Raw genomic sequence first — 16,674 nt, forward strand, 5'->3', positions numbered from 1 at the left:
AGGGGCATTGCCAACCTTGAAAGGCGTGCGAATCCTGTGGGCGCGGGTTTACCCGCGAAGGGGCCGCTACAGGCCTAGCGCAACACCTTGCTCTGCAGCACCTCGGACTGGCGCCCCAGCACATTCTCGCTGATCTGCACGAACTCCTCGGTACTGACGCTCGACAGGCGCATCAGCGCCCGGGCGACATCGTCCAGCGAACGCTTGTCGTGATTGTGCAGGCGGATCTCGCGGTCCAGGGCCTGAAGCAGCAGTACGCCACGGGCGACCTGCGCGGCGTCGGCCTTGGCGCCCTTGAGGTGAGTCACCTTGGCGGCCAGTTTGTGCTGACGGGCCTGCAACGCTTCGTAGCGATCATCGCTCATGCCCCCGGCGCGGCGCAGCAGCTCGGTGGCGTAGTAGTCGGCCAGGCTCTCGCCCAGCCAGTCGCTGCCCTCGCGGTCGTTGATCTGGGCGAACAGCTGCACCAGCTCACGCAGCAGCGGGCTGGTGCCGTTCTCGCTGACCAATGGCCGGCCACTGTGCAGATACAGCGAGTTGTTGCCGCCCAGCACGCCACGCCACATCTCGTCACGGGCACCGACCAGCAGCAGCTTGGGGGGATTGCGCGGGAACACCGCCTGCAGCTGCGGCCAGACGAAGGTCAGCAGGGTCAGCGTGTCCATGCGCCGCATGCCCTGCCCTTGTGGCGCGGCGACAGTCACCTCGGTATCGCCCAGCCGCGCCCGGCGGCTACCCAGGTTGCCGGCGAGCATCCAGCCGGTGGGACGGTCGAACAGCCGCGACACATCATCGATGCGAAACTTTTGCCGACCGATGCGCGGCCAGGCGGTTTCGACACTCTTCCAGCCCGTCGGCAGGTCGAAGGTCAGCCGCGAGACCAGTTCGGTGCCATCCTGCTGGTCAAGGCGCGCCGGCGGCACCAACTGGTCGCCACGCAACAGCGCCCAATGCGGCGTGATGCGCGTCTCATGGGCCGCGCCACGGGGCTGCTGGTCGAGCCGCACGCGGTAACTGAGGCTGGTCTTGCCCGGCGCCGGGCGCCAGATGCCGCGCCCGTCCTGAGCGTGCCATTGGCCATCGGCGAGAAAATCGCTGTAGACACTCCCCTTGCCCAGGTCGAAATCCAGGCTGCGCACCGCGCCGCCGTCGGCCAGGGTCAGGCGCACCTCGGCCTGGCCGCTCTGTGGCAGCAGGCGCACCTGATAATCGAGATCGACCTTCTTCGCCAGGACCTGCGAGCTGACCAGCAGGCCGACAACCAACAACAGCGGGCGACGCATAGCGAAACTCCTTGTTCCCCGGAAACTCAACCAGCGCGGAAGATGAGGTGGTCTTCCCAGTCGTCTTCATCCACGTCGTTTTCGCTGAGCATGCGCCCGGACCGGGAGATACGCTGCTCATGCACCTGCTGGCGATCGCCACTGACCAGGTGGTGCCAGGCGGGCAGGTCTTGCCCTTCGCTGACCAGGCGATAACCGCAGGTGGGCGGCAGCCACTTGAACTGGTCGGCCTTGCCTGGGGTGAGCTGGATACAGTCGGGAACCTGGGCGAAACGATTGGCATAGTCGCTGCACTGGCAGGTCTGCAGGTCCAGCAGCTTGCAGGCGATGCTCGTGTAATAGACGCTGTTGTCCTCTTCGTCCTCGAGCTTCTGCAGGCAGCACAGGCCGCAGCCGTCGCAGAGCGACTCCCACTCCTTGTCATCGAGCTGGTCGAGGGTCTTGCGCCGCCAGAAGGGCGCGGTATCGGCGATCATCACACGGTTTCCTGCAGTCAACATCAATCCGCGGCGCGCGGCGGCGCCAGTCTAGAGGCAGTCCGACGGCAACGCCAGACCGCTTGTCAGTGCTCGGCGGACGCAGTAGCGTGCGGTATTTCCCCCCGCCCTTGCAGGAGCACCCATGAGCGCCACCCCACGCATCGCCGACTACGCCATCAACGAGCAGTTCATCAATCGCTGGTCGCCCCGTGCCTTCACCGCCGAGCCGATCAGCCAGGACACCCTGCTGAGCTTCCTCGAAGCCGCACGCTGGGCGCCATCGGCCTACAACTCGCAGCCGTGGCGCTTCCTCTACGCGCGCCGCGACACGCCGAGCTGGGAGCGCTACCTGGGCATCCTCAACGAGTTCAACCGCAGCTGGGCACAGCAGGCCTCGGCCCTGGTGCTGATCATCTCCAAGACCACCTTCGCCGCGCCGGGCTCCGACGAGGAGAAGCCGGCGCTTTGGCACACCTTCGATACCGGCTCGGCCTGGGGTCACCTGGCGCTGCAGGCCAGCATCAGCGGCTGGCACACCCATGGCATGGCCGGCTTCGACCAGGACCTGGCGCGCCGCGAGCTGAAGATCCCCGAGGGCTATGCGCTGCACGCCATGGTGGCGATCGGCAAGCTGGGCGACAAGGCCTCGCTGGCCGAAGGCCTGCAAGCCCGGGAAATGCCGAGCCCACGCCGGCCACTGAGCGAGCTGGCGGCCGAAGGCGAGTTCAGCCTGTAAGCCTTTCGCTGCCTGTACCGGCCTTTTCGCGGGTAAACCCGCGAAGAGACCGCTACAGGCCGACTCAATAACCGCGGGTGAAGTCCACCTCGCCCCGCAGTTCCTGCTCCGCGGCGTACGCCCGCACATTCTCGACGAACAACCGCACCATCGCCAGCGGCGAGGTCGGCGCGGAGCTGTGCCCGGTCAACAGCAGCCCCCAGGCGGTCCAGAACGGGTGGCGCTGGGGCAATGGCTCCTGGCGGCAGACATCGATCACCGCACCGGCCAGGTGCCCCTGCTTGAGCGCTTCGACCAGATCGGCATCGACCACCGCGACGCCACGCCCGGCGTTGATGAACAAGGCGCTTGGCTGAAAGCACTTGAACAGCGCCGCATCGTACAGGTCATGGGTCGCCGGCGTGTCAGGCAGCAGGTTGAGCACATAGTCGGCCTGGCCGACCAGGCGCGGCAACTGGTCGAGCCCGGCCACCTCGGCGAACGGCGCCTGCTCGCGGGCGCCGCTGGCCACGCCATACAGAGTGACCCCGAACGGCACGAGGAACTCCGCCACCCGCTGGCCGATATCGCCGACGCCGACGATCAGCACCCGACGCCCCTCCAGGGTGCGTCCCGGGCGGTCATCCCAGCGCCGCTCGACCTGACTGACCAGGCGCGACAGCACATCGCGCTCATGGACGAGCATGTAGGTGAGCATGTACTCGGCCATCACCTGGCCAAAGATTCCCACGGCCCGGGTCAGGCGGTAGTCGCGCGGCAGGCCGTCGGCCAGCAGCGGCGTGATGCCGGCCCAGGTCGATTGCATCCACCGGGGTTTATGGCCCTGGCGCAGCAGGCTGGCCAGCAGATCCGGCTGGCCCAGCCATACCGGGCAGTCGGGGGCGAGGCGCGCCAGTTCGGCGGAGTCGCCACTGGTCAGGACCTCCAGGTCCGGCGCTGCCTCGCCCAGCAGGCGAGCGTAGTTGGCATGATCCTGTTCAGCGATCAGAACGCGCATGTGACACATAACCTTGGCAAACAACGAAAGCGGCCCGCCAGGCGGGCCACAGGGAGAAAGGAGACCGTGCCTGGATCAGGCCGGGTCGTTGCGGCGCAGCAGCTCTTCGGGCAAGTGCTCGATGTAGTCGTCTTCCGGCGGCGGCATCTGCAGGTGATAGCCCTGGCTGTCGAGGTTCTCCAGCACCTTGGCGATATCTTCGCGGGCCAGCTTGCGCTCGGGGCTGAGCACCAGGTCGAAGGCATGCATGGGCGTGCCGAAGAACGGCAGCAGTGCCTGCGGCACACGCTCCAGGCCTTCGGCCTTGAGCACATAGAGGTACATCTCGTGCTTGCGCGGGCTCTTGTAGATCGAACAGATACGTTTCATCGGGAATCTCCGGCGCCGGCCAGGTCGTCCAGCAGGGCCTGGCCCATGCGCTCGCGACGCCAGCCGCGCAGCGCATCGGGCAGTTGATAGGGGCCGTCGGGGTAGCCGCTCTTGAGCAGCGCTTCGAGGGCTTTCTTGCGCAGCATCAGCTCCGGGGCGATGCCCAGCCGCTCGCCCTCGGCCTGGCCAATGGCGCGCAGGCGCTTGAGGATGCCGGCGGCTTCGATCGGCAACGGCTCGGGCAGCGGCTCGGGCCACTGCTCCGGCGGCAGGCTGGCGGCGCGCTTGATCAGCTGGATCAGGCTCTCGCCGTCCTGGCGGATGGTGCGCGGGTGCATCTCGTCGATCTTCGCCAGCGCCGCCGGGCTGTCGGGCTGGCTCCTGGCCATGGGCCACAGCGAGTGTTCCTTGAGGATACGATTGCGCGGCACGTCACGGCTGCGCGCTTCGCGCTCGCGCCAGGCGCACAGTTCGCGCAGCACGGCCAGTTGCTGACGGCCAAGCTTCCAGGCCAGCTTGACGTCGCGGTACAGCGTCTGTGGCTCGACCTCGCGGCGCAGCTGGGCGACCAGCTCGGCGCCGTCCTCCAGCACCCAGGCGTACTTGTCATCGGACAGGCGCGGGCGCAAGGCGCTGAACAGCTCCGCCAGGTGCACGGCATCCTCGGCGGCGTAGCTCACCTGGGTTTCCGACAGCGGACGCTGCAGCCAGTCGGAGCGGGTCTCGCCCTTGGGCAGCTCGAGCCCCAGCACTTCCTGCACCAGGCGCGAATAGCCCATCGAGAAGCCGATGTTCAGGTAGCCGGCGGCCAGCTGCGTGTCGAACAGCGGCTGGGGCAGCTTGCCGGTCAGGCGCAGCAGCACTTCCAGGTCTTCGCTGCAGGCATGCAGCACCTTGACCACGCCGCTGTCTTCGAGCAGCTCGGCCAGGGGCTGCCAGTCACGGATCAGCAAGGGATCGATGAGGTAGGCATGCTCGCCGACGCCGATCTGGATCAGGCCGGCCTTGGGGTAGAAGGTGTCGACCCGCATGAATTCGGTGTCGAGCGCTACGAAGGGCAGTTCGCGCCAGCTTTGGCAGTGTTCGGCCAGGGTCTGGTCGTCACGGATCCAGTGAATTTCGATGGCCACGAGGCTCTCCCACTAACATTGGCGCGCAGTATATACGGCGCGGCCCCTGGGGGTGAAACCTCGCGCCATCCGTGGTGCCGGGCGGTCACCCGCTCAGCGGTGCGCCGCCAGCCATGGCCGGCAGCCGGCGAACATGTCCAGCGACGGCTGGTAGACCTCGGTGCGCACCTGCAACAGGCCGAGCATCGAGTGGAACAGGTTGTCCTGGGACAGCGGTGCGTCGCGCAGCCCGGCCAGGCAATCGGTGTCCAGGCCGAAGTCCTGGCGGTAGCTGTCAGAGAACCAGGCCAGCAGTGGCACGTGCTTCTGCTGGTCCGGCGCCATCATGTACGGCGTACCGTGCAGGAACAGGTTGTACTCGCCCAGCGACTCGCCATGGTCGGACAGATAGATCATCGCGGTGTCGACCTTGTCCTGCTTGCTGCGCAGGGTGTCGATCAGCGCGGCCAGCACCTTGTCGGTGTAGACCAGGGTGTTGTCGTAGCCATTGACGATTTCCTGCTCGCTGCACTGGTTCAGGGCATTGCTGCGGCACACCGGGGTGAAGGATTCACTGCCCGCCGGATAGCGCTTGAAGTATTCCGGGCCGTGGCTGCCCATCTGGTGCAGGACCAGCACGGTGTCCTGGTCGAGGTTGTCGATCAGCTCGCCCAGGCCCTGCAGCAGGACCTCGTCATGGCATTCGCCACCCGCGCACAGCGCCGGGTCCTTGAGGTTGCTCACGTCGATGAACCGCACCCGGTCGCAGGTGCCCTTGCAGCCGGACTGGTTGTCGCGCCATTGCACGGCCAGCCCCGCGCGCTGGAGGATGTCCAGCAGCCCCTCGCGGTTCCTGGCCACGCTGGCGTCATAGTCCTTGCGCGCCATGCCGGAGAACATGCAAGGCACCGACACCGCGGTCTCGGTGCCGCAGGAGTGGACATCGCGGAACGCCAGCAAGCCCTGCTCCCTGGCCAGGCGCGGGGTGGTGTCGCGGGCATAGCCAAGCACGCCGAAGTTGTCCGCCCTGGCACTCTCGCCAACCACCAGCACCGTCAGCGACTTGCGCTCATGGTGCTGCCAGGCCGCATCGCGCCGCGCATCCTCGCCATAGCGCTGGAACGGCTGGGCGACCGTGCCGATCTGCTCGCGGACATAACCGAAAGAGGCGCCGACGATATTGCTCGGGGTGAGCATCAGGCGCAGTTCATGGTGATTGCGAAACAGCGACGACAAGCCCTGGTAGTTGACCAGCGCCACCGAGCCCAGGGCCGCGACGCAAGCGCCGCCGACCACCAGCTTGCCGAGCAGCTCGCGGTACCAGGGGCGATAGGCGATCTTCGCCTTCCACACCAGCAGCGAAGGCAGTACGCCCAGCAGGAGGATATACAAGGCAAACTTCAAGGAGAGCAGGTCACGCACTTCCGCAACATTGGTCTCGGCGATATTGCGGAACATGCCGACATCAATAAGTACGCCATATTGATTCATGAAATAAGCAGCCGCCGAACCGCTCATGAACAAGGTGATCAATATGGGCTTCAATACATAACGGAACGCCAGCAGCGTCAGAATGAGATTGAAGGCGAACAACATCAGCACGGCGAATGCCAGGCTCAGCCACAGCCCCACCATGCCGGGCGGCACGATGGACTCCAGGTGCTCCCAGAGCAGCGCGTTAAAACCAATCAGCAGGTACAGGCTGGCCAGCAACGTGACCCACTCGGTCCGCAGGGATTTGAATGTGAGCATGGCGTTCGCAGTAAGAGTTCATCAGCGGCCAACACGCCCGGACGGGCAGGTTGGGAAGTTGGCCGAACTCTAGAAAGCCTACCATCAATTTTTCGTGAAAAAGACGCCAACAATTGGTCGGCCGGCATCTTTCATCAATTAAACAACTTTCATTCAGCTGCCATTCAGCCAGGCAGGCGAAGTTTGGCGTACGGCTCGCGATCGATGTCCAGGACCTCCACGCACAGCTGGATGTCCAGGCCGGGTTGGCCGGGGATCGCTTCGCGCAGCACTTCGAGCAGGCTGGCGGACAGCTGCTGTTTCACTTGCTGTGTGCGTCCGCTGAGAATCGCCAGGCGTACATGGGCGAAGGCCCGCTCGCCCGGGGCGGTGCCGACCCGGTACTGGGCAAAGGCCTGGGCACGGCTCTTGATGTCCAGCTCCTCGGCGAACTGGCCACTGCCGACCAGGGCATGGTTCAGGCGCAGCAACAGCACATCGACGTTGAGCTCACGCAGGTTGTCGCTGTATTCCAGGTTCAGGTGAGGCATGGCGCAGGTTCCGGTTACGCAGGGAGGGGCAACAGACTACCCCAGTCCCGCAATGCGGCAAAGGCGACTATCCTCTTGGTTCAGGCTCGTTTACCAACCCTGAGAGAGGTGAAGAAATGCCAGTTCCGCATGATTTGCTCGCAGACCTGCACGTGACCGCCGACCAGTTCCAGGCCCTCATCGACAAGAACCAGGACCTGCACAAGCTGCACAAGGAATACAACGCCAAGGACAAGGAAGTGGTGGCCGCCGAAGGCAATGCCACCAACGACGACACCGTCAACCTCCTGCGCAAGGAGCGGCTGCTGATCAAGGACAAGATCGAACGAATCGTCCATCCGCCCAAATCCTGACCGACTCGAACATTTGCCGGTCTCTTCGCGGGCTCACCCGCGAAAGGGCCGGCAGCCATCACACAGAAGCTGAAGCCTCGAGCGCTGTCTCCAGGTCCTCGATCAGGTCCCGGTAATCCTCGATCCCGATCGACAACCGCACCAGGTTCTCGCTGATCCCCATCACGCCTTTCTGCTCCGGGCTCAGGGAGTTGTGCGACATGCTCCAGGAGTGGTTGATCATGCTCTCCACCCCGCCCAGCGAATCGGCCAGGACGAAGATCGACAGCGCCTCGACCAGGCGGTTGACCGCCGCCCTGTCGCCTTTGATGCGTAGCGCCACCACCGCGCCGCCGGTGCGCATCTGGCGCTTGCACAGTTCATGCTGCGGGTGGCTTTCCAGCCCCGGGTAGTAGACCTGCTCGACCTGCGGATGCTGCTCGAGGAACTGCGCCACGCGCAGGGCGTTGGCGCTCTGGCGCTCCATGCGCACGTCCAGGGTCTTGAGCCCGCGCAGGGCCAGGTAGCAATCGAACGGCCCCTGGATCGCGCCGACCGCCATGCTGATCTTGCGCAAACGGCCCAGCAGCTCGTGATTGGCCGCCACCACCACGCCGCCGGTCAGGTCGGAGTGGCCGCCGATGTACTTGCTCGCCGAATGCATTACCAGGTCCACGCCGAGGGTGATCGGCTGCTGGTTCCAGGGCGAGCAGAAGGTATTGTCGATGCAGGTCATGACGCCACGGGCGCGGGCCAGGTCGCAGACCGCCTTGATGTCCACCAGATGCAACAGCGGGTTGGTCGGCGACTCGATCCAGATCAGCTGGGTCTCGGGGCGGATCGCCGCGGCCACGGCATCGACGTTGTTGAGGTCGACATAGCTGGTGGTCAGGCCCGAGGTGCGTCCACGGTAATCTTCCAGCAGGCGGAAGGTGCCGCCATAGACACCGTTCATCACCACCACATGGGCGTCCTTGGACAGCAGTTCGAGCACCGTGGCGGTGGCGCTGACGCCCGAAGCGCAGGCCACCGCGCCGACGCCCTCCTCCAGTGCGGCCACGCAGGTCTCGTAGGCGTGCCGGGTCGGGTTGCTGACGCGGCTGTAGGCGTATTCGGGGTTGTCGTCCAGGCCGCGCTTGATGAACGAGCTGGAAGTGACGATGGCCGGGAAGATGGCATTGTCGGCGACGCTGGACTGCTCGCCGGCGTGGATGGTGCGGGTGGCGAAATTGCGCGGCTTGTCGGACATGTTCGGGTCCATGGACTGTGGATGGAAAGCCGCCACTATCTCATATCCGCCAACGCCGGGCGCCCTTGGAACAATTCTGTGCACTCGACGCCCACGATGGTTTCATCGTTCGCCGCGAGCGGCTACTCTCGGAAAACTTTTCCCACTTTCAGCCCCGCGACGATATGGACAGTTTCGACCAGCACATCCTCACCCTGCTCCAGCGCGACGCCTCCATGTCCCTCAAGGACCTGGCCGAGGCGGTCAACCTCTCCACCACGCCCTGCTGGAAACGGGTCAAGCGCCTGGAAGAGGAAGGCTACATTCGCGGGCGTGTCGCCCTGCTCGACCCCGAGCGCCTGGGCCTGGGCCTGACGGTGTTCGTCCAGCTCAAGACCCAGCGCCACGACAGCGCATGGCTGGCGCAGTTCGCCGCCACGGTGACGGCATTCGAAGAGGTGATGGAGGTGTATCGCATGTCCGGCGACTGGGACTACATGCTGCGGGTGGTGGTGGGCGACATCGCCGCCTACGACCGCTTCTACAAGAAGCTGATCACCAGCACCGACGGGCTGTCCAACATCACCTCGAGCTTTGCCATGGAGCAGATGAAGTACACCACGGCGTATCCAGTTTCTCGCCCTTGAAATGTACGGGTCCCTGCGCGGGTTTACCCACGCAGGGGCCGGCCAGTCTGGCCAATCAGTCCGCGCTGGTCGCCGCGATCCGGTTCCCAGCCTTGGCCTTCTCCAGCTTGATCGCCACGAACTTCGAGGTCGGCGTGTAGGTCCCCTCGCCATAACTCTCAAGCGGCACCAGCGGGTTGGTCTCCGGGTAGTACGCGGCGGCCTGCCCCGGCGGCAGGTCGTAGGGCACCAGGCGGAACCCCGACACTCGTCGCTCGCGCCCGTCCTCCCACAACGACACCATGTCCACATGCTCGCCCGGCTCGAAGCCCAGACGGCGGATGTCGGCCTCGTTGACGAACACCACCTCGCGCAGCCCGAACACGCCCCGGTAGCGGTCATCCAGCCCGTACAGGGTGGTGTTGTACTGGTCATGGGAACGCAGGGTCTGCAGGATCAGGTCCGGCTTGTCGCCACGGGCCAGCACCTGGGCATTGACCAGCTGCTCGGGCAGCTGGCTCGGGCTGAAACGCGCCTTGCCGGTGGCCGTGCGGAAATTACGGTCCGCTGCATTGTTGCCCAGGTGGAACCCGCCCGGGTGCTGCAGGCGCTCGTTGAAATCGGCAAAGCCTGGAATCACGTCGGCGATCATGCTGCGGATGCGGCCATAGTCGGCTATCGCGTAGTCCCAGTCGATCGGCCTGTCGTCCAGGGTGGCCTTGGCCATCCCGGCGACGATGGCCGGCTCCGAGCGCAGGTGCGGCGAGCGCGGCTTCAACTGGCCGTGGGAGATATGCACCATGCTGAAGGTATCTTCCACGGTGACGCCCTGCGGCCCTTCGGCCTGGATGTCGATCTCGGTGCGGCCCAGGCACGGCAGGATCAGCGCCTGCTTGCCATGGACCAGATGGCTGCGGTTGAGCTTGGTGCTGATCTGCACGGTCAGCTCGCAATTGCGCAGCGCCGCGTGGGTGCGCGGGGTGTCCGGGGTGGCCTGGGCGAAGTTGCCGCCCAACCCGATGAACACCTTGGCCCGACCCTCCTCCATGGCCTTGATCGCCAGCACGGCGTTATGGCCATGCGCGCGCGGCACCTTGAACTGGAAGCGTTTTTCGATGGCATCGAGCAATGCCGCCTTGGGTTTCTCATCGATACCCATGGTGCGGTCGCCCTGCACGTTGCTGTGACCGCGTACCGGCGACAGGCCCGCGCCCGGCTTGCCGACGTTGCCGCGCAGCAGCTGCAGGTTGACGATCTCCTGCACGGTCGGCACCGAGTGACGGTGCTGGGTGACGCCCATGGCCCAGCACATGATCACCCGCTCGGCCTTGCGGTACATGCGCGCGGCCAGCTCGATCTCGGCCTTGCTCAGGCCGGACTGCTCGATGATGTGCTCCCAGGGGGTGGCATCGACCACTGCCAGATATGCCTCGACGCCGCTGGTGTGCTCGGCGATGAAGGTATGGTCGAACACGGCCGGCAGGCCATTGGCCTGGGCTTCACGCTCCCACTGCAAGAGAAACTTGGCGATGCCGCGCATGGCCGCCATGTCGCCGCCCAGCGCCGGGCGGAAGTAGGCGGTGTTGGTCGGTTCGGAGCCGTTGCTGAGCATCTCCAGCGGGTGCTGCGGGTGCTGGAACCGCTCCAGGCCACGTTCCTTGAGCGGGTTGAAGCAGATCACCTGGGCCCCGCGCCTGACCGCCTCGCGCAGCGGTTCGAGCATGCGCGGATGGTTGGTGCCGGGGTTCTGGCCGATGACGAAGATCGCGTCGGCCAGCTCCAGGTCATGGAACACCACCGTCCCCTTGCCCACGCCGAGGGTTTCGGCCATGCCCACGCCGCTGGCCTCGTGGCACATGTTCGAGCAGTCGGGGAAATTGTTGGTGCCATAGGCACGCACGAACAACTGATACAGGAACGCCGCCTCGTTGCTGGCCCTGCCCGAGGTGTAGAACTCCGCCTGGTCAGGCGACTCGAGATTGTTCAGGTGCCTAGCGATCAGGGCGAATGCGTCGTCCCAGCTGGTCTCGACATAACGGTCGGTGGCCGCGTCGTAGCGCATGGGATGGGTGATGCGCCCCTGGTATTCGAGCCAGTAGTCGGTCTGCTCGAGCAGCGCGCTGACGCTGTAGCGGTCGAAGAACGCCGGATCCACCGAGCGGCCGGTGGCCTCCCAGTTGACCGCCTTGGCGCCGTTCTCGCAGAACTTGACCATGTCGCTTTCCGGCGACTCGCCCCAGGCACAGCCTGGGCAGTCGAAGCCGCCGTTCTGGTTGGTCTTGAGCATGGCGCGCAGGTTCTTGAAGGCGTTCTCGCTGCCCAGCCAGCTCTTGGTCACGCTCTTGAGCGCGCCCCAGCCGGCGGCCGGTCCCTTGTAGTCCCTGATGTGTTCGTCCTGGCTCATGCTCTGTGTTTCCCGCGCGATGTTTTTTCCAGACTAAGAAGCGCCCCTCCCTGCGTCCAATCGATATGAATGAAAGCGTGATAAACAATCTCGATCACTCGATACAGGCCCCGTCAGCCGTGGCCTGCAGCCGTGATAGAGGAGATTGATCGTACAGTCGGGGAAAGCAATTTGACGCCACTGGGCGCAGGTTATAGCTTGAACCTTGTCTGCGGCCTTTCGCCGCCCCTCTCACTTCAATGCCGAGCGCGAACGTGGAAAAGAACCCCCAGGCCCTGATCGACGGTTTCAACCGCAAAGTCGATTACCTGCGGATGTCGGTCACCGACCGCTGCGACTTTCGCTGCGTCTACTGCATGGCCGAAGACATGCAGTTCCTGCCGCGCCAGCAGATCCTCAGCCTCGAAGAGCTGTACCAGGTTGCCGAGCGCTTCGTCGCCCTGGGCACCCGCAAGATCCGCCTGACCGGCGGCGAGCCGCTGGTGCGCCAGGGCATCGTCGGGCTGTGCGGGCGCATCGCCGCCCTGCCCGGCCTGCGTGAACTGTGCCTGACCAGCAATGGCTCGCAGCTCGGCCGTCTGGCCCAGCCACTGTTCGACGCCGGCGTCTCGCGCCTGAACATCAGCCTCGACAGCCTCGACCCCGAACGCTTCCGCGCCCTGACCCGTACCGGCGACCTCAACCAGGTGATCGCCGGCATCGACGCCGCACGCGCTGCGGGCTTTCGCCGCACCAAGCTCAACGCGGTGGTGCTCAAGGGCCGCAACGACCACGAAATCGTCGACCTGGTGCGCTTCGCCATCGACCGCGAACTGGACATCTCCTTCATCGAAGAGATGCCCCTGGGCGTGATCAGCGAGCACGAGCGCGCAGAGTCCTTCTGCTCCAGCGACGACGTGCGCAACCGCCTGGCCGAGCACTTCACCCTGATCGAGTCGGCCGAATCCTCCCAGGGCCCGGCCCGCTACTGGCGCCTGGCCGAAGCCGCCAACACCCGGGTCGGCTTCATTTCACCGCACAGCCACAACTTCTGCGCCACCTGCAACCGCGTGCGCCTGACCGTCGAAGGTCGCCTGCTGCTGTGCCTGGGCAACGAGCACTCCGTGGACCTCAAGCAGGTCCTGCGCCAGCACCCCGGTGACAGCGCGCGCCTGGAGCAGGCCATCCGCGACGCCATGCAGCTCAAGCCCTACCGTCACCATTTCGAAGTCGGCGGCGAAGTGCAGATCCTGCGTTTCATGAACATGACCGGCGGCTGATCGGCCGCCTCTGGAACTGCCTTGATCGTCCACCCACGCCCCGACATGCTGCGTGTGCTGTTCACCCTCAAGGGCTCGATCGTCCAGCGCATCGCCCTGCGCTGCCTGGGCGTGACCCTGCTGGCGGCCCTGATCGTGCTGATCGAGCGACACTACCCGACGCTGTTCTACCCGGTCAGTGCCACGCCCTTCACGTTGCTGGGGCTGTCGCTGTCGATCTTCATGAGTTTTCGCAACAACGCCTGCTACGACCGTTGGTGGGAGGGGCGCAAGGCCTGGGGGCGGATGATCATCGAGGTGCGCTCGTTCGTGCGCGAAAGCGTGGCGATCGAGGATCGCCAGCTGCGCGCGCAGATGCTGCGCGGCCTGTGCGGTTTCGCCCATGCCCTCAACGCCCGCTTGCGCAATGAAGAGGAACTGCCCCTGGCGCGCACCTGGCTGGCCGAAGACGCGCCGATCACCGCGCACAATGTCTGCGACGGCATCCTGCGTGATATCGGCGGGCAGTGCTCACGGCTGGCGCAGGAAGGCGCGATCAGCGAGTTCCGCTACACCGTGCTGGAGCAGCGCCTGACCGGGCTGTCGGACGTGCAGGCCACCTGCGAACGGATCAAGGGCACGCCGCTGCCCTTCCCCTATACGCTGCTGCTGCATCGCACCATCTACATCTTCTGCATGCTGCTGCCGTTCGCCCTGGCCGAGCCGCTGGGCTGGCTGGCGCCGCTGTTCACCACCATCGTCAGCTACACGTTCTTCGGCCTGGATGCGATCGGCAACGAGCTGGAGGATCCGTTCGGCCGAGACGAGAACGATTTGCCGACCGATGCACTGGTGCGCACCATCGAGCGCGATGTGCTGTCGGCCCTGGGACATGAGCCGCTGCCTCCGGCGCTGGTGCCCGTGGATCATGTGCTGAGCTGAAAGCCTGTCCCGTGATGGATCCTGGCGGTCACCCGCGGCTTGCGCAGGCCCCGATCGGCTTCAGGTGCGCCACGAAGTTGCACGGTCGGTGCCGCGCATCCAGCTGCTCGGCGAGGATCCCCTCCCACGCCGTGCGGCAGGCGCCGGTCGAGCCCGGCAGGCAGCACACCAGGGTGCCGTTGGCCATGCCTGCCAGCGCCCGGCTCTGCACGGTCGAGGTGCCGATGTCGAGAATCGACAGGGCACGGAACAGCTCGCCGAACCCATCGATGCGCTTGTCCAGCAGGCAGCCCACCGCTTCCGGCGTGCTGTCGCGCCCGGTGAAACCGGTGCCACCGGTGATCAGCACCACCTGCACCTGCTCGTCGGCGATCCAGGTCGCGACCTGGGCGCGGATCTTGTACAGGTCGTCCTTGAGCAGCTCCCGCGCCACCAGGCGGTGGCCCACGCCGATGGCGCGGCTGGCCAGCAGCTCGCCGGAGGTGTCGGTGTCGTAGGTACGGGTGTCGCTGACGGTCAGCACCGCAATGTTCAGCGGTACGAACACCGCGTCCGGTTTCACGCTCATGGCCTCTGCTCCAGGATTGCACTCGCGGCCACGTTAGAGACAAGCCAGGCAAGCGTCCAATCGATAGCACGTAACGGATGATCGACGCCCTCTATCATCCGCGAAGAAAGCCGTGATCCGCTCACGAATGATTAGCCACGTGCTTCACTCTTGGTTAAGGTCTACCCACCCCGCAACCCAGGCCGCACCATGGATATCAAACAGCTCAAGTTCCTCATCGCCCTCGACCAGACCCGCCACTTCGGCCAGGCCGCGGCGCTGTGCCATATCACCCAGCCGACCTTGTCCATGCGCCTGCGCAACCTCGAGGACGAACTGGACCTGGTGCTGGTCAAGCGCGGCCAGCGCTTCGAAGGTTTCACCGAGGCCGGCGAGCGCATCCTGGCCTGGGCCCGCACCCTGCTCGCCGCCCATGACGGCCTGCAGGCCGAGGCCGCCAGCTGCCGCGGCCAGGTGGTCGGCAGCCTGCGCCTGGGGACCGTGCCGCTGGCCAGCTTCAACCCGATGCAGTTGCTCATGCCATTGCGCGAGAAGTACCCGGAGCTGCACTTCCAGCTGTCGTCGCTGAGCTCCGAGCAAGTGGTCGATGGCCTGAGCCGCAACCAGCTCGACCTGGGCATCTGCTACCTCGACCAGGTCAACACCAGCTTCTTCGACGTGATCGAGCTGAGCACCACCACCATGGGCCTGCTGCACGACACCCGGCACTTCCGCTTCGAGGCCGACAGCCTGCGCTGGGACGACCTTGGCGACTTGCCGCTGGGCCTGCTGAGCAAAGGCATGCACTACCGCCAGTCCCTCGACCTGAGCTTCCGCAGCCGTGGCCTGGAGCCCAATGCCGTGCTCGAGAGTGACTCCACCTTCCAGCTGATCCAGGCGATCAACACCGGCGTGTGCTGCGCGATCATGCCGCTCGATTGCGGCCTGGAAGAACTCAGCCAGCACATGCGCATCATCCCGGTACAGGAGGCCAGCATCCACAGCCCGGTCGGCCTGTTGCTGCGCCGCAGCGAGCCACGCTCGGCCATCGCCGAGCAGTGCTTCGACGAAGCCCGCGCCCTGTTTCAGCCCTCCTGAGCCGTGGCCCGGCGGTACTGGCGCGGCGTGAAGCCGGTCAGTTGCCTGAACTGCCGGCTGAAGGCGCTGTGGTCGGTGTAACCACAGCGCAAGGCCACCTCGATGATCGGCAGGTCGCTGTGCAACAGCTGGTGGGCATGCTCCAGGCGGGCCTTGTGGATCATCTGTCGGGGCGTGAGGTGGAACACGCGCTTGCAGTAGCGTTCCAGTTGCGCCACCGAGATGCCGGCGATGCGGGTCAGCTCGCCCATGCCGATCGGCTGATGGAAATGCGCGCGGATATGCGCGTCCACCGCCGCCAGGCGCTGGTAGGCGGGGTGGGTGTCGGCGGCTGACTGCAGGTCCACCGAAATGCCCACCAGGCCGATGATCCTTCCCGCCGGGTTGAACAGCGGGCGCTTGTGGGTCAGGCACCAGCCTGGTTCGCGGCTGCCATACAGGTGCAGCTCCAGTTGGTCTTCCAGCACCAGCCCCTGCTCCAGCACACGCCGGTCCTGCTCGGTATAGCCGGGGCCGAGCCGCGCCGGGAACACGTCGGCGCTGGTCTTGCCCAGCAACGGTTGCAGGTGCTTCAGGCCGCAGCGCTGCACCAGCGTGCGGTTGGCCAGTACATAGCGGGCCTGATCGTCCTTGATGAAGATCGCTGCGTTGGCGATGACGTCGAGCATGGGCAGCAACCAGATCACCCCGGTCAGCAACGCCTCGAGCGACTCGGGGCGGTGCTGGTCGAGGTGCTGGTACAGGGTTGCCAGTGAGTCACGTGACATTGAACAAGTTCTCCGGTGCCAGTGCCGGCTATGCAATCCAGCCTATCCAGCCACCGCCCCTGCTCACCAGTCTTTTCTGCAACTGTGCCGATTTCGTCACCCACCTTGCAGAAAACCATCAAGAACCCTGGCCGCGATCGGTCCACTCTATGCCCCACGCAAGCCGCCCCACGACCTACAAGAGCGCGGCCCACGAAGCCGCATCGTGACATCAGACCTGCCTATCCAAAACCTACA

Annotated in this window: 17 protein-coding genes; 6 read left to right on the forward strand and 11 right to left on the reverse strand. The window is 65.4% G+C overall.

Going from position 1 to position 16,674, the window contains the following annotated elements; genetic code table 11:
- Positions 1 to 74: 74 nt before the first annotated feature.
- Both N7422_RS01625 and N7422_RS01630 read right to left on the reverse strand, forming a co-directional pair.
- The gene (locus N7422_RS01625; protein ID WP_279804814.1) at positions 75 to 1,283 is read right to left on the reverse strand and encodes a hypothetical protein; all 1,209 of its coding nucleotides are present in this window, start codon (positions 1,281 to 1,283) and stop codon (positions 75 to 77) included.
- 26 nt (positions 1,284 to 1,309) lie between these two features.
- Complete coding sequence (locus N7422_RS01630; RefSeq protein WP_279804815.1) at positions 1,310 to 1,759, reverse strand: YcgN family cysteine cluster protein; 450 nt, start codon at positions 1,757 to 1,759, stop codon at positions 1,310 to 1,312.
- A gap of 145 nt (positions 1,760 to 1,904) precedes the next feature.
- Here N7422_RS01630 and N7422_RS01635 point away from each other — a divergent pair, with 145 nt between their 5' ends.
- Positions 1,905 to 2,498: a nitroreductase family protein gene (locus N7422_RS01635; RefSeq protein ID WP_279804816.1), complete on the forward strand. Its 594-nt coding sequence runs from the start codon at positions 1,905 to 1,907 to the stop codon at positions 2,496 to 2,498.
- 64 nt (positions 2,499 to 2,562) lie between these two features.
- On the opposite strand, the gene N7422_RS01640 is transcribed toward N7422_RS01635, so the two are convergent.
- The 5 genes from N7422_RS01640 to N7422_RS01660 all read right to left on the reverse strand — a co-directional run bounded on the left by N7422_RS01640 (position 2,563) and on the right by N7422_RS01660 (position 7,255).
- Positions 2,563 to 3,495: a D-2-hydroxyacid dehydrogenase gene (locus N7422_RS01640; RefSeq protein WP_279804817.1), complete on the reverse strand. Its 933-nt coding sequence runs from the start codon at positions 3,493 to 3,495 to the stop codon at positions 2,563 to 2,565.
- Between the two features lie 75 nt (positions 3,496 to 3,570).
- A complete protein-coding gene (locus N7422_RS01645; RefSeq protein ID WP_279804818.1) occupies positions 3,571 to 3,864 on the reverse strand; it encodes a YcgL domain-containing protein in 294 nt (97 codons plus the stop codon).
- A complete protein-coding gene (gene rnd, locus N7422_RS01650; protein WP_279804820.1) occupies positions 3,861 to 4,994 on the reverse strand; it encodes a ribonuclease D in 1,134 nt (377 codons plus the stop codon). The genes N7422_RS01645 and rnd overlap by 4 nt, the downstream gene beginning before the upstream one ends.
- 93 nt (positions 4,995 to 5,087) lie before the next feature.
- Positions 5,088 to 6,725, reverse strand: coding sequence for a phosphoethanolamine--lipid A transferase (locus N7422_RS01655; protein ID WP_279804821.1), 1,638 nt, complete (start codon positions 6,723 to 6,725; stop codon positions 5,088 to 5,090).
- A 164-nt stretch (positions 6,726 to 6,889) separates the two neighbouring features.
- Complete coding sequence (locus N7422_RS01660; RefSeq protein ID WP_279804822.1) at positions 6,890 to 7,255, reverse strand: 5-carboxymethyl-2-hydroxymuconate Delta-isomerase; 366 nt, start codon at positions 7,253 to 7,255, stop codon at positions 6,890 to 6,892.
- 116 nt (positions 7,256 to 7,371) lie between these two features.
- Here N7422_RS01660 and N7422_RS01665 point away from each other — a divergent pair, with 116 nt between their 5' ends.
- Complete coding sequence (locus tag N7422_RS01665; protein WP_279804823.1) at positions 7,372 to 7,608, forward strand: YdcH family protein; 237 nt, start codon at positions 7,372 to 7,374, stop codon at positions 7,606 to 7,608.
- Between the two features lie 58 nt (positions 7,609 to 7,666).
- On the opposite strand, the gene N7422_RS01670 is transcribed toward N7422_RS01665, so the two are convergent.
- On the reverse strand, positions 7,667 to 8,848 hold the full coding sequence (locus tag N7422_RS01670; RefSeq protein ID WP_279805093.1) for an aminotransferase class I/II-fold pyridoxal phosphate-dependent enzyme: 1,182 nt from the start codon (positions 8,846 to 8,848) through the stop codon (positions 7,667 to 7,669).
- Between the two features lie 152 nt (positions 8,849 to 9,000).
- On the opposite strand from N7422_RS01670, the gene N7422_RS01675 reads away from it, so the two are divergent.
- Positions 9,001 to 9,462, forward strand: coding sequence for an Lrp/AsnC family transcriptional regulator (locus N7422_RS01675; protein ID WP_279805094.1), 462 nt, complete (start codon positions 9,001 to 9,003; stop codon positions 9,460 to 9,462).
- A 55-nt stretch (positions 9,463 to 9,517) separates the two neighbouring features.
- Here the strand turns inward: N7422_RS01675 and N7422_RS01680 are convergent, their stop codons facing one another.
- Complete coding sequence (locus N7422_RS01680) at positions 9,518 to 11,845, reverse strand: FdhF/YdeP family oxidoreductase (RefSeq protein ID WP_279804824.1); 2,328 nt, start codon at positions 11,843 to 11,845, stop codon at positions 9,518 to 9,520.
- 254 nt (positions 11,846 to 12,099) lie between these two features.
- Here N7422_RS01680 and moaA point away from each other — a divergent pair, with 254 nt between their 5' ends.
- Positions 12,100 to 13,104: a GTP 3',8-cyclase MoaA gene (moaA, locus tag N7422_RS01685; RefSeq protein ID WP_279804825.1), complete on the forward strand. Its 1,005-nt coding sequence runs from the start codon at positions 12,100 to 12,102 to the stop codon at positions 13,102 to 13,104.
- A 21-nt stretch (positions 13,105 to 13,125) separates the two neighbouring features.
- Entirely contained in the window at positions 13,126 to 14,025 is a 900-nt protein-coding gene (locus N7422_RS01690) for a bestrophin family protein (protein ID WP_279804827.1), read from the forward strand.
- A 28-nt stretch (positions 14,026 to 14,053) separates the two neighbouring features.
- Here N7422_RS01690 and moaB read toward each other — a convergent pair whose 3' ends face one another.
- Complete coding sequence (gene moaB, locus N7422_RS01695; RefSeq protein WP_279804828.1) at positions 14,054 to 14,593, reverse strand: molybdenum cofactor biosynthesis protein B; 540 nt, start codon at positions 14,591 to 14,593, stop codon at positions 14,054 to 14,056.
- Positions 14,594 to 14,782: 189 nt separating this feature from the next.
- Between moaB and N7422_RS01700 the strand changes: the two genes are divergently transcribed.
- The gene (locus N7422_RS01700; RefSeq protein WP_279804830.1) at positions 14,783 to 15,670 is read left to right on the forward strand and encodes a LysR family transcriptional regulator; all 888 of its coding nucleotides are present in this window, start codon (positions 14,783 to 14,785) and stop codon (positions 15,668 to 15,670) included.
- On the opposite strand, the gene N7422_RS01705 is transcribed toward N7422_RS01700, so the two are convergent.
- Complete coding sequence (locus tag N7422_RS01705; RefSeq protein WP_279804832.1) at positions 15,658 to 16,437, reverse strand: AraC family transcriptional regulator; 780 nt, start codon at positions 16,435 to 16,437, stop codon at positions 15,658 to 15,660. The two genes, N7422_RS01700 and N7422_RS01705, sit on opposite strands and share 13 nt — an antisense overlap.
- Positions 16,438 to 16,674 lie beyond the last annotated feature (237 nt).

Origin of the sequence: Pseudomonas sp. GD04091, from assembly GCF_029836165.1 — a bacterium.
In the GTDB taxonomy this organism is placed as follows: Bacteria; Pseudomonadota; Gammaproteobacteria; order Pseudomonadales; family Pseudomonadaceae; genus Aquipseudomonas.

Excerpts from the sequence above, each read along its gene's own strand:
- N7422_RS01625 (WP_279804814.1), bottom strand. The coding sequence starts at position 1,283 with ATGCGTCGCCCGCTGTTGTTGGTTGTCGGCCTGCTGGTCAGCTCGCAG.
- N7422_RS01630 (WP_279804815.1), bottom strand. The coding sequence starts at position 1,759 with ATGATCGCCGATACCGCGCCCTTCTGGCGGCGCAAGACCCTCGACCAG.
- N7422_RS01635 (WP_279804816.1), top strand. The coding sequence starts at position 1,905 with ATGAGCGCCACCCCACGCATCGCCGACTACGCCATCAACGAGCAGTTC.
- N7422_RS01640 (WP_279804817.1), bottom strand. The coding sequence starts at position 3,495 with ATGCGCGTTCTGATCGCTGAACAGGATCATGCCAACTACGCTCGCCTG.
- N7422_RS01645 (WP_279804818.1), bottom strand. The coding sequence starts at position 3,864 with ATGAAACGTATCTGTTCGATCTACAAGAGCCCGCGCAAGCACGAGATG.
- N7422_RS01655 (WP_279804821.1), bottom strand. The coding sequence starts at position 6,725 with ATGCTCACATTCAAATCCCTGCGGACCGAGTGGGTCACGTTGCTGGCC.
- N7422_RS01660 (WP_279804822.1), bottom strand. The coding sequence starts at position 7,255 with ATGCCTCACCTGAACCTGGAATACAGCGACAACCTGCGTGAGCTCAAC.
- N7422_RS01665 (WP_279804823.1), top strand. The coding sequence starts at position 7,372 with ATGCCAGTTCCGCATGATTTGCTCGCAGACCTGCACGTGACCGCCGAC.
- N7422_RS01670 (WP_279805093.1), bottom strand. The coding sequence starts at position 8,848 with ATGGACCCGAACATGTCCGACAAGCCGCGCAATTTCGCCACCCGCACC.
- N7422_RS01675 (WP_279805094.1), top strand. The coding sequence starts at position 9,001 with ATGGACAGTTTCGACCAGCACATCCTCACCCTGCTCCAGCGCGACGCC.
- N7422_RS01680 (WP_279804824.1), bottom strand. The coding sequence starts at position 11,845 with ATGAGCCAGGACGAACACATCAGGGACTACAAGGGACCGGCCGCCGGC.
- moaB (WP_279804828.1), bottom strand. The coding sequence starts at position 14,593 with ATGAGCGTGAAACCGGACGCGGTGTTCGTACCGCTGAACATTGCGGTG.
- N7422_RS01700 (WP_279804830.1), top strand. The coding sequence starts at position 14,783 with ATGGATATCAAACAGCTCAAGTTCCTCATCGCCCTCGACCAGACCCGC.
- N7422_RS01705 (WP_279804832.1), bottom strand. The coding sequence starts at position 16,437 with ATGTCACGTGACTCACTGGCAACCCTGTACCAGCACCTCGACCAGCAC.